General features: G+C 41.6%; 11 protein-coding genes. 8 read left to right on the top strand and 3 right to left on the bottom strand.

What is annotated here, in order from left to right; all coding sequences use genetic code 11:
• Positions 1-312: 312 nt before the first annotated feature.
• From CLI64_RS23420 to CLI64_RS23405, 5 genes are all read left to right on the top strand, one after another.
• Positions 313-2,169: an NAD(P)H-quinone oxidoreductase subunit F gene (locus CLI64_RS23420; RefSeq protein WP_103139474.1), complete on the top strand. Its 1,857-nt coding sequence runs from the start codon at positions 313-315 to the stop codon at positions 2,167-2,169.
• 237 nt (positions 2,170-2,406) lie between these two features.
• Positions 2,407-3,909: an NADH-quinone oxidoreductase subunit M gene (locus tag CLI64_RS23415; RefSeq protein ID WP_103139473.1), complete on the top strand. Its 1,503-nt coding sequence runs from the start codon at positions 2,407-2,409 to the stop codon at positions 3,907-3,909.
• A gap of 180 nt (positions 3,910-4,089) precedes the next feature.
• The gene (locus tag CLI64_RS32225) at positions 4,090-4,167 is read left to right on the top strand and encodes a hypothetical protein (protein WP_157943342.1); all 78 of its coding nucleotides are present in this window, start codon (positions 4,090-4,092) and stop codon (positions 4,165-4,167) included.
• Entirely contained in the window at positions 4,154-5,281 is a 1,128-nt protein-coding gene (locus CLI64_RS23410) for a CO2 hydration protein (RefSeq protein WP_103139472.1), read from the top strand. The genes CLI64_RS32225 and CLI64_RS23410 overlap by 14 nt, the downstream gene beginning before the upstream one ends.
• 63 nt (positions 5,282-5,344) lie before the next feature.
• The gene (locus tag CLI64_RS23405) at positions 5,345-6,655 is read left to right on the top strand and encodes an IS701 family transposase (RefSeq protein ID WP_103137405.1); all 1,311 of its coding nucleotides are present in this window, start codon (positions 5,345-5,347) and stop codon (positions 6,653-6,655) included.
• 204 nt (positions 6,656-6,859) lie between these two features.
• Here CLI64_RS23405 and CLI64_RS23400 read toward each other — a convergent pair whose 3' ends face one another.
• The gene (locus CLI64_RS23400; protein WP_103139471.1) at positions 6,860-8,551 is read right to left on the bottom strand and encodes an NAD-binding protein; all 1,692 of its coding nucleotides are present in this window, start codon (positions 8,549-8,551) and stop codon (positions 6,860-6,862) included.
• 247 nt (positions 8,552-8,798) lie between these two features.
• Here CLI64_RS23400 and CLI64_RS23395 point away from each other — a divergent pair, with 247 nt between their 5' ends.
• Positions 8,799-9,296, top strand: a complete 498-nt coding sequence (locus tag CLI64_RS23395) for a hypothetical protein (protein ID WP_103139470.1) — start codon at positions 8,799-8,801, stop codon at positions 9,294-9,296.
• A 61-nt stretch (positions 9,297-9,357) separates the two neighbouring features.
• On the opposite strand, the gene CLI64_RS23390 is transcribed toward CLI64_RS23395, so the two are convergent.
• Positions 9,358-10,539 (bottom strand): low temperature requirement protein A, encoded by a 1,182-nt coding sequence (locus tag CLI64_RS23390; RefSeq protein WP_103139469.1) that lies wholly within the window; start codon positions 10,537-10,539, stop codon positions 9,358-9,360.
• A 224-nt stretch (positions 10,540-10,763) separates the two neighbouring features.
• On the opposite strand from CLI64_RS23390, the gene CLI64_RS23385 reads away from it, so the two are divergent.
• Both CLI64_RS23385 and CLI64_RS23380 read left to right on the top strand, forming a co-directional pair.
• On the top strand, positions 10,764-12,227 hold the full coding sequence (locus tag CLI64_RS23385) for an AAA family ATPase (RefSeq protein ID WP_103139468.1): 1,464 nt from the start codon (positions 10,764-10,766) through the stop codon (positions 12,225-12,227).
• A 32-nt stretch (positions 12,228-12,259) separates the two neighbouring features.
• The gene (locus tag CLI64_RS23380) at positions 12,260-12,856 is read left to right on the top strand and encodes an HD domain-containing protein (protein WP_103140844.1); all 597 of its coding nucleotides are present in this window, start codon (positions 12,260-12,262) and stop codon (positions 12,854-12,856) included.
• A gap of 36 nt (positions 12,857-12,892) precedes the next feature.
• On the opposite strand, the gene CLI64_RS23375 is transcribed toward CLI64_RS23380, so the two are convergent.
• Positions 12,893-13,909, bottom strand: coding sequence for a ribose-phosphate pyrophosphokinase (locus tag CLI64_RS23375; protein ID WP_103139467.1), 1,017 nt, complete (start codon positions 13,907-13,909; stop codon positions 12,893-12,895).
• Positions 13,910-14,679: the final 770 nt, after the last annotated feature.

Here is a 14,679-nt window from a genome sequence, read left to right as displayed (position 1 = left end):
TTTTGTAGTATGGATCAAGACTGAACAAAAAATACATAAGTTTTTTAAATAACTTTTATAAAATTATGTTCTAAAAGTAGAAATGAAGACATTAAAAGAGCCAAAATATGCACAATAAAAATGCTTTCTTGGCAATTAATTTGAGTTTAATTGCAGTTTTATAAAGGGATAGTAAGTAAAACCTACTGGATATCCAGATTCAGGAAAAAAGTTAAAAAAACCTAGTTTTTAGCACAATTTATTTTTTTTTAGTAAATGATTATTCTAAGGGTTTTAGGAAAATTTAAGGCTGAGTCTTCAAGGGAAATCTAAATGAATGAGTTTCTATTTGCAACAAGTTGGTGTGTGCCTTTTTATAGTCTATTAGGCGCACTTTTTACCTTGCCGTGGACATTAGGAATCATCCGCAGGACGGGGCCTAGACCGGCAGCATATTTGAACTTGTTGACTACCCTTTTGGCTTTTGCTCATAGCCTCTTGGTTTTTAAGGATATTTGGAACAGAGAACAAGAAACCTCGATTATTACTTGGTTTCAAGCGGCTGATTTCAATTTATCTTTTGCGTTGGAATTTTCAGTAGTGAGTATTGGGGCAACAGTATTAATTACTGGGCTGAGTATACTGGCGCAAATCTACGCTTTGGGCTACATGGAAAAGGACTGGGCGTTAGCACGGTTTTTTGGGTTGCTCGGATTTTTTGAAGCCGCATTGAGTGGTTTAGCAATTAGTGATTCTTTGTTTCTCACCTATGGGCTTTTGGAGGTACTGACACTTTCTACTTACTTGCTAGTGGGATTTTGGTACGCACAGCCTTTAGTAGTGACAGCAGCTAGAGATGCTTTTTGGACAAAGCGAGTTGGCGACTTAATGCTGCTGATGGCAGTTGTCACCCTGTCTACCTTAGCGGGCAGTTTGAATTTTTCTGATTTATATGAGTGGGTGCAGACGGCGAATTTAAACCCATTAACTGCTACTTTGTTGGGTTTAGCGTTAATTGCGGGGCCAGCAGGGAAATGCGCCCAGTTTCCTTTGCATTTGTGGTTAGATGAAGCAATGGAAGGCCCTAACCCAGCTTCAGTGATGCGGAACTCCTTGGTAGTAGCGGGTGGTGCTTATGTTTTGTACAAGTTGCAGCCAATTTTGGCTCTCTCACCTGTAGCTTTGAATGCTTTGCTAATTATTGGTGGTGTGACAGCAGTAGGAGCGAGTTTAGTTTCTCTGGCGCAGACTGATATTAAGCGGGCTTTATCCCACTCTACTAGTGCTTATATGGGACTGGTATTTTTAGCGGTAGGTTTACAGCAGGGTGGTGTGGCTTTGATGCTGCTGTTAACTCATGCGATCGCTAAAGCATTATTATTTATGAGTTCTGGTTCTGTGATTTTCACCACCCAAAGTCAAGATTTAACAGAAATGGGTGGTTTATGGTCAAAAATGCCAGCCACTACTACTGCTTACGTAGTGGGTGCAGCCGGAATGGTAACACTGCTACCACTAGGTAGTTTTTGGGCAATGTTGTCTTGGGCTGATGGTTTAGTGAGAGTGAGTCCTTGGGTAATTGCCATTCTCATTTTAGTTAACGGCTTAACAGCTCTCAACCTGACGCGGGTATTTAGATTAGTTTTTTGGGGTAAACCGCAACAAAAAACCCGTCGCGCCCCGGAAGTGGGCTGGCCGATGGCTTTCCCAATGGTGTCACTGACAATTGTGACTTTACTATTACCTCTGATGCTACAGCAATGGTACTTGCTACCTGCTTGGGAAAGTATTGATTGGTATGTGGTTTTAGTATTGGTGTCTTCTACGGTAGCGGGTGTAGTAATTGGGTCAACCATTTATCTGCATAAAGCTTGGTCGAGATCAAGAGTCATGGCTTGGCGGATGGTACAGGATTTATTGGGTTATGACTTTTACATTGACCGGATTTATCGCCTCACAATAGTTAGTGCTGTCGCCATCCTATCGAAAATTTCCGCTTGGAGCGATCGCTATTTAGTGGATGGTTTAGTAAACCTAGTGGGATTTGCCGCGATTTTAAGCGGACAAGGCTTAAAGTACAGTATTTCCGGTCAATCTCAAGGTTATATGTTGACCATCCTAGCGGTAGTTAGCATTCTGGGATTTTTTATTAGTTGGTCATTGGGCTTATTGGATAAGTTGCCTTTTTAGTGCTGAGTGCTGTTAGCGGAAGCGGGGCGTTTAGCCCGTGCTGAGTAGTGGGTAATGAGTAATAAGTAATAAGTAATGAGTAATGAGTGCTGAGTGGTGAGTAATGAGTGGTGAGTGGTGAGTGAGTGCTGTTAGTGGGGCGTTAGCCCTTGTTGAGTAATTAGTTTAGAGGAGTGAGGGAGTAATTAACTTCTGAGTTCCGAAAATACCGACTTCCGACTTTTATATCCCTTTCTTATGCTGAGTGCTTTAATTTTTGCCCCTTTGTTGGGTGCGTTGTTAGTTGGTTTATTACCTGCTGGCGAGGATGGGAAAATCTCCCGGAGTGTGGCTTTAATTTCCTCTGGGTTAATTTTCTTGTGGACGGTGTTTTTAGCTAGCCAATTTAGTCCAGGAGAAGTTAACCAGCAGTTCAGTGAGTTTTTACCCTGGATCAATGCCTTGGGCTTGAACTATAATCTGGGGGTAGATGGCTTATCTTTACCTTTGCTGTTGTTAAATGCGCTATTAACTGCGATCGCCATCTACAGCAGCGATGAATCTCTACAACGTCCTCGGTTTTATTACGCCCTAATCCTAATATTGAGTGCTGGAGTCGCAGGTGCATTCCTCGCCCAAGATTTACTGCTGTTTTTCCTGTTTTATGAGTTAGAACTAATTCCCCTATACCTACTCATTGCCATTTGGGGAGGGGCAAAACGCGGTTACGCAGCAACAAAATTCCTCATCTACACTGCTGTTTCTGGGATTCTAATTCTAGCTAGTTTCCTGGGTTTGGTGTGGTTGAGTGGTGCTAATAGCTTTGCTCTTACAGCATTAAATACAAAAGCCCTACCCTTAGCTACCCAATTGATACTTTTGGCGGGAATTCTCATCGGTTTTGGGATTAAAATGCCATTAGTTCCCTTTCACACTTGGTTGCCAGATGCTCACGTTGAAGCTTCTACACCAATTTCCGTACTGCTGGCTGGTGTGTTATTGAAATTGGGAACCTATGGCTTGTTGCGGTTTGGGATGAACTTGTTACCGACAGCTTGGGGATATTTAGCACCTTGGTTAGCAGTTTGGGCTGTGGTCAGCGTGTTGTATGGTTCATCCTGTGCGATCGCGCAAACTGATATGAAGAAGATGGTAGCCTATAGTTCAATTGGTCACATGGGCTATATTTTACTAGCGGCGGCTGCTGCTACACCCTTAAGCACATTGGGTGCTGTGATGCAGATGATTAGCCACGGGTTAATTTCGGCAATGCTGTTTTTGTTAGTCGGTGTTGTCTACCAAAAAGCTGGAAGCCGAGATTTAAGCGTGATTCGAGGACTGCTGAACCCAGAACGGGGTTTACCTGTCATTGGTAGCTTGATGATTTTAGGTGTAATGGCTAGTGCTGGAACTCCTGGAATGGTAGGGTTTATTTCCGAATTTATCGTGTTTAGAGGGAGTTTTGCGATATTTCCCATCCAAACGTTGTTATCAATGATTGGCACTGGTTTAACGGCAGTTTATTTCTTAATTCTGGTTAACCGTGCTTTTTTCGGGCGTTTGTCTGAGCAAGTAATTAGCTTACCTAGAGTTTACTGGAGCGATCGCGCCCCAGCAATGTTATTAGCAACCTTAATTATCATTTTTGGTATCCAACCTACTTGGTTAGTACACTGGAGCGAACCCACTGTTACGGCTATGGTGAGTGTAGAACATACAGTAGCCACGGTTTCATTGCATCACACACCAGACAAAAGTTAAACATCGAACTGCCAGTTAGTAATGGCTGATGGGTTCTAGCAAGACAGTTAGCCATTGCCATTACTAAACATCCCAGAAATAAGGGACTTCCAATTAAAAAATATACAATCACCTGAATAGCAAGGGGGCAGGGAGCAGGGAGCAGGGGGAGAGACAGTTATTTTAAAGTAGGTAAATTGGATAGTTTATTCTCTGGAAGTCCCTAACAAGCATAATTTTAAAAATTTTATTAGGAGAATTGGCAATGGTAACTGTTAAAAATAAGCCGAATAAACCTTTATCTGAGTTTGTCGAACGGCTACTTACAGGTCAAGCTCTACTTGTAGATAGTCCCCAAAATGTTTTAGAAGTTGTGGGGATTCTCAAAAGCTATGGTGTAGTTTTAGATGCTTATTCTAAAAATCTAATTTATATTGCTGACCATCAATTTTTAGTATTTTTCCCATTCTTTAAATATTTCAATGGCGAAATCACTCCGCAAAAATTATTCCGCCATTGGTGGCATGACAGAATTAATTTTGAGTATGCCGAATACTGTATGAAAGCCATGATGTGGCATGGTGGCGGTGGTTTAGATGCCTATTTAGATACCAAAGAATTTCAACAAAGGGCGCAAGCAGTAATTAAGGCAAAATTTGCAACAAATCCCTTGGTTATGGGAATAAATCAACTGTTTCCCGACTTTTTAATTGAACAACTGCGGGTGTCAGCTTACTATAGTGGCTTGGGTCAATTTTGGCGTGTCATGGCTGATATTTTCCTCAACTTATCAGACCGTTATGACAGAGGTGAAATTAAAACAATTCCGCAAGTTGTAGACCATATTAAAGCCGGGTTAGTGGCAGATGCTTTAAAGCCCATTACCTACGCAGTGACAATTAACAACAAGGTCTATGATATTATTCCTAAAAGCTTAGGGTTGACCTTTTTAGCAGATACAGCAGTCCCCTATGTAGAAGCGGTTTTCTTTAGAGGTACTCCCTTCTTGGGAACAGTTTCTTTAAACGCTCAAGCATATCAGATTCCGCCTGATCAAGCCAGATTTCAATATGGGGCATTATACGCTGATCCTTTGCCTATTGGTGGCGCAGGTATTCCTCCCACATTGTTAATGCAAGATATGCGTCATTATTTACCAGAATATTTACATAAGATTTATCGGCAAAGTCTCCGAGGTGAAGATGATTTGCGGGTGCAGATTTGTATGACTTTCCAAAAGTCGATGTTTTGCGTCACCACAGCAGCAATTTTAGGTTTAATGCCTTATCCGGCTGATAGTTCAGAACCATCTGAACAAGAAGCCAACCGAGTCTATTTAGAAAAATGGATGGAGAGGTTAAAAACTTCGCAGATACTCAATGTGAATAAATAGCCCTGATTTGTCACTTTCGCGGTAGTATAAGAACGTAAAAACTCTAGAACGTAAGCACAGAGAATGGTAGAGCCTCGTTCACCCGTGAAAACGATCAAATTCGTGGACGAATATTGCCAGTGGTATAAAAGTCTGTTTTCAGATGTTAGAAGCTTTGAAGCATTTAAATACCTGCATATAGGTTGCATTTCCGAACTAAAACGGAAAACATTACCAGAAATAGCCAAAATTGTAGGATTAGATAATCAGCAAGGCTTACATCATTTCTTAACTAAATCACCTTGGGAAATAGAGAAGCTAAGAGCTTTACGTTTAGAACTAATTTTAGAAATCATAAAAGGTAGACCAATCGTTTTAATTATTGACGAAACTGGAGATAGAAAGAAAGGCTCATCAACAGATTATGTCAAAAGACAATATATAGGAAACTTAGGAAAGGTTGACAATGGAATTGTAGTGGTTACAGCATACGGTGTATTCTGCGGAATGACCTTTCCTCTGCTGTTTGAAGTATACAAGCCGCGTGAAAGATTAAAACCAGAAGATAAGTATCTAACCAAGCCACAAATAGCCGCTAATTTAATCAGAAAGCTCAAGTCACTAGGCTTTAAATTTAATTTAGTATTGGCAGATAGTTTGTATGGAGAAAGCGGAACTAATTTTGTATCAGTGTTAGATGAAATGAATCTAAACTATATAGTGGCAATTCGCTCAAACCACGATGTAAAGCTACTTCCACGACAGCATACTCAATATCTAGAGTGGCAGAGATTTAAACGTGTATTTTCTGACCTCGACAGTGAAAATCGATATATTAGAGAAATAATTTACGGAAAACGTAGCGAACATAGATATTGGCAGATCACCACAGACGTTGAAAAGTTGCCAGGAAACTCTACTTGGTATGTCATGACTAAATATCCCGATATTACACCCAGGGAAGTTGGGAATTTCTATGGGTTAAGAACATGGGTTGAATATGGCTTGAAGCAAAGTAAGAATGAATTAGGTTGGGCAGATTATCGTCTGACTCACTATGCGGATATTGAACGCTGGTGGGAGATTGTTTGTAGTAGCTATTTAATGGTTAGCCTTCACTCTGAACAAATGCAGTTTTCTGTGCCTGAATCTCCATCAAAATTTGCTGTTCATCCTTGGTGGGATGATGGAAAGGGTTGGAAGAACATTCTTAACAATCTCCGTTTAATAATTCAACCTTTTACTTTATTTAACCTAATATATCCCTGGTTAACAGTTTTTCCTATTCCCCAATTGTCCTTGGGTTTTTCTAAACTTCAATCTATTATTTATCACCTCACCAGTTCAATATTTATTTTCCTGACTCACCCTGATTTCTACTTTTCCTCTGCCTAGAGTGACAAAACAGGGATAGGGTTTGGTAAAAAATCCTTCTGGCGAATGTAGTGGGCTAAAACGCAGATGGACGCAGATAAACGCTGATGAAACCGATTTTTTATTGCATCATTTTAGTCGTGTCAGTCCACTACAATTTTTTTGCAACATTTAAGGCTTGCCGCGCCACTACTTAATATTTATTTTACAAGTAAGCTCTTATAGTCAAACTTGATTACCACAGACTCGCTCATTGCGCCACAACAGATATAAACGATTAGCTGGCATGGTCAAATATAAAATGTCACCTTCTTTGAGGTAAGTAGTCAACAAATCCCAACCTTGAATTATGTGACCATTGCTTTCTATATACAAAGGTACAAAATTTGCAGACATGGCGGCTTCTTTGACTAAGTTGCTACAAAAAGGGTGTGAGGGTGTAATTAAAGTTGCAAAGGCTACCCAAAGTTTATCGGCAGTGATGCCATTACCTAAGATACGACCACCTAAAGCCGCAGCTGCAAATGCGGGTGCTGCTAATTCTGCGGAACTGAGTACAGCTTCAAAGTCAAACACCTGTTTTGCCATCCCCGCAAAATCTGGGTCAGCATAATGGACAATCACGGGGATTTTTGGTGCTAAACCTTTGGCTTTCAGGGCAATTTCCAGATTTGTAGCGTCGTTATTGGTGACAGTTAACACCGCCGCCGCAGAGTGGACATTGCTAGTTTGCAAGATGGTGCGGAAACTCGCATCACCTTGAATTACAGGGATACCTAAGCCCCGGACGGAGTTAATATATCTGTTATTGGAGTCAGTTTCAATTACTACAACTTCATGACCACTGTTGTGGAGTTGCTGCACAATGCGATTGCCAATGCCACTTAAACCGCAGACAATATAGTGATGTCGTAGGGGAACACGCGCCACATCCCAAAATTGCTTGAAGCGATTACCCAAGACAAAATCGGTCAACATGGCGTACCAGATACCAATGACGATCGCTCCTACTAACATCATCACGACAGTAAAAACTTTCACACTATTGGGGGCATTTTCCACAACCTGGTCATTACCGCCTGCGCCTGTAATCATGCCGACAGAGAAATAAAGCGCATCCACTACAGATAAACTCAATTCTGTGGACATATAGGTGAAAGTGGCTGTCAAAATTACCGCCAAAAGCACGATCGCACCGGCGACAACCGATTGTCCATGTTGTTGAAACTGGCGCAGACTCGTGAAAACTTTCAGGAGTTTTTTAATTAAAGAACGGCGGATTTGACGAACGCGCGGTTGGATGCCCACAATTAAGCGATCGCCAATATTTAACTTTTGTCCCGATAGTACTGCCGAAACTAAATTCATTTCCCCTTCCAGGGGTAAGTAATAAATTGGCATCCGTGTGGGATCTTCCCACAAATCACTCAATTGACGACCCAACCAAGGATGATGTTCATCAATATATTCTTCTTGAATTGGCCAAGTTTGTTCGTATAACTTAATTTGTCCAATCGCTTGATTTCCTAAAGCCGCAAAGGTGAATAATGGTGCAGCTAAACTCACTACACTCATACTCAAGTGGTCTGATAATGTTTGATCCAGACGTTCACCCAAATTGAGATTGTATAGGCGATTAATGATGCGAATACCAGGGTTTAATACCCGTGCTTGCATCATCACTGACAAATTTAGTTCATCTTCTGAACCTGCTATGACTAAGGTGTGCGCCTCCTTAATTCCTGCTGCTGTGAGAGTAGCAGCCGCACATAAATTACCGATAATGACATCGCCTGCTGCTTCACCAGGAATGGGTTTGTGATGAATACCAACGACAAACGCTCCCTGTTGTCTCAGCAGACGAAAGATTTTATATCCTGTTCGTCCTAAGCCGCAAACAATAATTCTAGGTTTCATGTAACAGCAGCGTAATTTACGTTAAGGGCTGCATTGCTATTGATTAATCAACATTGTTGCTTACTTCCGGAGCGAATAACTGTAACTGAAAACACGATAATTTGTCACAACACGACACTTTTATTTCTGCTATCCAGTCACATTAGTCAATAGAGAATAGGGAACAGTTTATTAGCGAATTTATTCTACAATTTTGTATCTGATTTAGCTGAAATTTCTTGTAACTGAAAATTTAAAAATTAAGTTTATGAAAAAGTTGTATGAAATCGGAATTCTTAGTGGAATTGTCGGCGCATTGGTTGTAATGGGAACAATTGCTATGACGACATCTGCACAGTCACAGCCAGCACAACAACCTTTATCTACTGCCAATGTACAGTTAAATGTACAACGCACTAGTGGAAATTGCCCCGAAACAGTCGGTTTATGGTGGATCATTCTTCCCTATGAAGGTGGGGCAGAACATACAGTAGTAGCAGATACGAGATTGTTTGCAGATACAACGAAATTAGTACCATCAAATAATCAGCATTTTGTCGAATTTGTGTCAAATTTAAATAGTCAGTATGCCAATTGTGTAGGCAAAACCATCTCAGAAGAATATGTATTTTATAATATAGAATTTAAAAATGAAAAAGCATACTTTCGGGTGGATTTGCGGAAGATTAACCCACCAGGAAAGCTGATTGTGTATAAAACTGTTGCGGCTTTTCGTCCTTATGTGCGTTGGGCGATCGCAGATTAAAATTGGGCATAGATAAATTCAAAATAGAATCTTTCTTTTATCTTCTGCCCCTGTATCTATGTTAAAATTCCGGGTCAATTAATCGGTTGCTGGGGCGACTTTGATATAAGTCTTGGATAACTTGTACAGCGACAACTACAGCCACCAGGGTGATGACAGCAATGGGTAATAAACCTTCGCCAAAAACAGCGATCGCCACTAATAAAATTGCCCCTATGATGCGATATCGGGAGCGAATTTTGCAATAGCGAATCACACCAAAATTATGCAAAATACTGATAGCTGTTAAACATAAAGCTACAGCACTGCATATTAACCACCTTTGTGAATCAGGAAGTGCTACCTTTGACTGATTAAGGATGACTTCTTCTACACCTACACCAGCAGCAGCTATCCCGATTACTAGAGGTAAGTGAGTATAAAGCCAAATATTCATAATACTGACTTTGCCACTGACTTTTGCGGCTTCAATGGGTGTTCCACCTAAATTATCGAAATAAATCCACCACAACCCAAAAGCAATACCTAACCCAAATAAACCAGAAATGGCGGTAAGAATATTCCAATGGTGTTCAGAAACTCCATTGACAACAGCAATGATGGCTTCACCTAAAACAATAATAGTAAACAGCCCAAACCTTTCAGGCAGGTGGGAAGCATGGGGGAGAAGTCCCATTTGGACTTTGTGTGCTGTTAAGGGTGTAGCAAAGTCAATGATGATTCCTAAACCCCAAAGTACAAATCGCCAAGGAGCAGGTAAAAAGGCGGATAGCAACCACAATACAGCAGCGATCGCAAAACCGATGGCATAATGAGTAGTTAAAGCCTTGGCTGCTGGTATATGTATTCCCGCCAAAACATACTGAACTACTAAAATCGCTCTCCCCAAAGCGTAAGCTAAGGCAAATCCGGCTGCACTCTCACTCAAACCATGATGTATATTCACCGCCATCGCTGCGGCGGTTAGCATTTGTACTCCAACTAGCAGGCGATGTCCAATATCATCACTATCAAAGCGGTTGGCGTAAAATGTTGTACCAATCCAAGACCACCAAACAGGTATAAATAAAACTACAAATCCCCATAATCCTGACGGGGAGATATCACTTTTTAAATTGTGTGCTAGCTGAGAGACTGCAACCACAAACACCAAATCATAAAACAACTCCAGCCAAGTTGCGCGTCTTTCTTCCTCGTTATCTTCGCCAATACGTAACCTGGGAGTGTGCAGAAAATTTGCCATAGTGGTATATGCTCATTGCTAATTGTTTTTTACCATTAGTCGTGCGTGAGGGGAAGAGAGGAAAGCAGGGGAATTTCTGCCCAATAAAGAAAATCTGCTCCAGAGGCTGAAGTGCTTGTGGGGAAAAGATTAGAAGAGTTTAGTCAACAAGTAAGTCTGTTGAGGCGTGTTTAGAATGAAATAGTTAGCAGCTGATTCTACACACAGAGCTACAGAGGAACGCAATGCTAATTTTTGAGGAACACTTTCAAGATAATCGCTGTAGTTGGGTGACACGGGATAGCTCAGAGTGCAGCCTTTACATGGAAGTGGGTCACTATGTATTTGACCACAAACGGGCAGGGGATGCTTATTGGCTATCGTGGAACTCGACGGAGTTCTTTTACGACAGAACCGATTTTCATATTCACATGGTCTTAGAAAAAGCTGCTGGTGTAGAGGATCATGGTTATGGCTTCGTCTGGGGACTATTGGACGATCGCAATTTTTTTGAGTTTGTGATTTCTGGTAATGCTTGTTATCGCATTGCTGAGGTGAGAAATGGTAGTTTCGTCAATTATACAGATTGGAAACGTTGCGATCGCATTCAGCGTGGTAATGCTGTTAATTTACTAGAGATTTGCCGGGTGGGCAATTTTGTCGAGTTTTACATTAACAGTACCCTAGTAGATAAGTTTCCCGCAGACAAGTTAATGGATGTTCCCGGCCGGAATTTTGGTTTTGTCATCCACGACAAAATTAAAATGAAAGTTCACAGCCTCATGGTTAGCGCGCCTGATACGGAAAAAGACATCAGCGATGGCAGTTTAGAGGTTTATGATTCAAGATACGAAACCAAAGCTAACTTTGTGGAGCATGAGCCACCTTTAGACGATAGTCTAGAGCAAGTATTTGCAGATTTAAAGGCGTTAGTTGGACATGAGCGCACCAAACAGCAACTTTTCTCTTTAGCAAATTACCTCAAAGTCCAAACTGAACGACAACATCGGGGTTTAAAAACTGTAGACACTTCCCTCCACCTGATGCTGTACGGGCCTCCAGGGACGGGTAAAACTACAATTGCGCGTTTGGTGGGGAGGTTGTATAAACAGTTGGGATTTCTGGAACGGGGACACGTTGTAGAAACTGACCGGGCAGGAATTGTCAGTGGCTATATTGGCCAAACTGCGCTGAGGGTGGAAAATGCTGTCCAGCAAGCTTTAGATGGTGTCTTGTTCATTGATGAAGCCCACGCCCTAGTCCCCGAAGATAGCCCCAATGACTACGGTAAGGAAGCATTGCAGATATTAATTAAACGGATGGAAGATTGTCGCAATCGCTTGGCGGTGGTCATTGCTGGTTACACTGAAGAAATGGATCGGTTACTCGCTTCTAACCCTGGTTTTAGATCCCGCTTACACCGCTTATTTTACTTAGATCACTACAATCCCCAAGAGTTATTATTAATTTTCAAAAAATTCTGTCACGATAACGGCTACACTCTAGATGCTTCAGCCCATATCATCTTACAGGCGACCTTTGAACTGGCTCATGTCAAACGAGACAGAAATTTTGGCAATGGACGTTTTGCCCGTGCTTTATTTGAGCGCAGTATTGAGCAACAAGCAAATCGCATTGTCCATAATCTTCACAAGTTAGATGATTTTGAGCTAACTTTGATTACGGCTGAGGATTTATCTGGAAGTTAATGTCCGTAGAGCCAATGGCAATTTTTATGATCATACTTTCTGAACGCTTCCGCCAGGCTTTAATCTATGCCACAGAACTACACGCCAACCAAGTGCGAAAAGGTTCTGGTGTTCCCTATATTGCCCATTTATTGGGTGTAACTAGTATTGCTTTAGAATATGGTGCGAATGAAGATGAAGCGATCGCAGCTTTATTACATGATGCCATAGAAGACCAAGGGGGTGCAGCTACACGCGCCGAAATTCTCCGCCGCTTTGGTGAAAATGTCACAAACATCGTAGATGGTTGCACGGATGCTGATACCACCCCTAAACCGCCTTGGCGACAACGTAAGGAAGCGTATATTGCCCATCTACCCACAGCTTCGCCATCGGTGCTACTGGTATCGTCTGCCGATAAACTCCACAACCTGCGCTCACTCCTGCAAGATTATCGTTTAGTGGGTGAATCTCTATGGCAACGCTTCCAAGGCGGTAAAGACGGTACTTTGTGGTATTACCGAACACTCATAGATGCACTCAGAAAAATTCAACTGACTGCCATTGTGGAAGAGTTAACAAGAGTTTTTACAGAATTGGAGGCATTAGTAGAAGGCAGGGGGGCAGGGTGCAGGGGGCAGGGGGGCTAGGAACGCAAATCCCATGCCCAATGCCCCATGCCCAAATTACCGGAACATACTACTTACAGAAGTATCTTCATGAATGCGCCAGATGGTTTCCCCTAACAAGTTGGCTACTGATAGTGTCACCAGTTGGGGGAATCGCTTTTCTTCGGGAATAGGAATAGTATTAGTGACAATTACTTCCTCAAACAAGCCACTAGACAATCTCTCAATTGCAGGTGGGGAGAAAACTGCATGGGTAGCACAAGCATATACTTGGCGTGCGCCTTCTTCTCGCAACAACCGCGCGCCTTCAGCGATGGTTCCGCCTGTATCAATCATGTCGTCAACTAAAACGGCGGTTTTACCTTTGACATCACCAATCACATTTAAGACTTCCGCCACATTGTGTGCTTGACGACGCTTGTCAATAATGGCTAGGGGCGCATCATTCAGTTTTTTGGCAAAAGCCCTCGCTCTGGCTACACCACCGACATCGGGGGAGACAACTACAATATCATGCAGTTGTTTGCTGGTTAAATAGTCTAATATGACTGGTGAACCGTAGACATGATCAAAGGGAATATCGAAATAGCCCTGAATTTGCGCTGCGTGTAAATCCATCGCCAGAACGCGGTTAGCACCTGCTTGGGTAATCAGGTTAGCAACTAGCTTGGCGGTGATGGATTCTCTGCCGGCGGTTTTGCGATCGGCACGAGCGTAACCATAGTAAGGTAAGACTGCTGTTACTTGTCTAGCAGAAGCACGCCGACAAGCATCAATCATAATCAGCAGTTCCATTAAATGGTCATTAACGGGCTGACAACTCGGTTGAATAAGGTAGACATCACAACCGCGAATTGATTCTTGAATTTGGACATATAATTCCCCATCTGCAAATCTTTTGCGAATCATGGGGCCTAAATCCATACCCAGGTAACGGGCTACTTCTTGGGAAAGTGATACATTGGCAGAACCAGAAAAAAGCCGCAAACGATGATTTTCAGTCAGCCCTGTTGCGGCTGGCTGCATTCTAAAAGCGGTAGAACTGAGTACAGCAGATCCTCGATGTGCATTCATGGCGATATTAGCACTAGATATTTAGTAGGTTTAACGGAAATAGACCAAAAAAAACATCTGTGAGTTTTCTTTAAGCTTTGATAATGAGTTTAAATATCTCTCAACATAATTATCAGTTGCTCATATTCCCTTCCTTGTTGTAAGAACCGTTCCATAGATGGACTGACACCAATTCTGTAAACTAGTCTCATTAGTTAAACCTGGGGTGATAAGAAAAAACCGCACTTTCTTGTGGTTGCTGCCTCTACCCATTGTATGTCTGAATTCAAGAATAAATTAATCTTGAACAGAGTTAACAATCCTATGGGATTGGGAATAATTCCGAGCATAAATTTTATTTTTTCGAGAAACACAGGTTCTCAGCTCTTGGGAATAATTGAGGATTGCCGTAGCATTCAGAAAACATAGACTTCTACCAACAAGTATGTTGAGGGTATCTGTAGTGTTTGCTGAATGTCTAATTGATAGTGGTTGCAAAATTATAATATAAACTGACTGACTATATTTTTGGTTGAAAATCACAAAAATTTTTCTGTTTTCGATATGGCTGTGTCAAAGTTGATTTGCAGAAGTATTGACTGATGAGTCTTGTAGTGATTGGGTTTTGCTCGCTATGAGTGTGGGTAAATAGTGAATGTCTAAAATATTAAATAGCAAGATTTGACTACTAATAATCAGGACTAGTAGAGCTATGTAGACTAATAGAACTAAAACTATGAAACTTGGCTGTATTTTCCGATAGAGATACTACATTTACAGGGAATAGATTT

Origin of the sequence: Nostoc sp. CENA543 (assembly GCF_002896875.1) — a bacterium.
Classification (GTDB): domain Bacteria; phylum Cyanobacteriota; class Cyanobacteriia; order Cyanobacteriales; family Nostocaceae; genus Trichormus.
This window is presented reverse-complemented; position numbering and strand designations above follow the sequence as displayed.

What these genes read in the sequence shown, in the direction of transcription:
- CLI64_RS23420 (WP_103139474.1), top strand. Translation starts at nt 313, where the DNA reads ATGAATGAGTTTCTATTTGCAACAAGTTGGTGTGTGCCTTTTTATAGT.
- CLI64_RS23415 (WP_103139473.1), top strand. Translation starts at nt 2,407, where the DNA reads ATGCTGAGTGCTTTAATTTTTGCCCCTTTGTTGGGTGCGTTGTTAGTT.
- CLI64_RS23410 (WP_103139472.1), top strand. Translation starts at nt 4,154, where the DNA reads ATGGTAACTGTTAAAAATAAGCCGAATAAACCTTTATCTGAGTTTGTC.
- CLI64_RS23405 (WP_103137405.1), top strand. Translation starts at nt 5,345, where the DNA reads ATGGTAGAGCCTCGTTCACCCGTGAAAACGATCAAATTCGTGGACGAA.
- CLI64_RS23400 (WP_103139471.1), bottom strand. Translation starts at nt 8,551, where the DNA reads ATGAAACCTAGAATTATTGTTTGCGGCTTAGGACGAACAGGATATAAA.
- CLI64_RS23395 (WP_103139470.1), top strand. Translation starts at nt 8,799, where the DNA reads ATGAAAAAGTTGTATGAAATCGGAATTCTTAGTGGAATTGTCGGCGCA.
- CLI64_RS23390 (WP_103139469.1), bottom strand. Translation starts at nt 10,539, where the DNA reads ATGGCAAATTTTCTGCACACTCCCAGGTTACGTATTGGCGAAGATAAC.
- CLI64_RS23385 (WP_103139468.1), top strand. Translation starts at nt 10,764, where the DNA reads ATGCTAATTTTTGAGGAACACTTTCAAGATAATCGCTGTAGTTGGGTG.
- CLI64_RS23375 (WP_103139467.1), bottom strand. Translation starts at nt 13,909, where the DNA reads ATGAATGCACATCGAGGATCTGCTGTACTCAGTTCTACCGCTTTTAGA.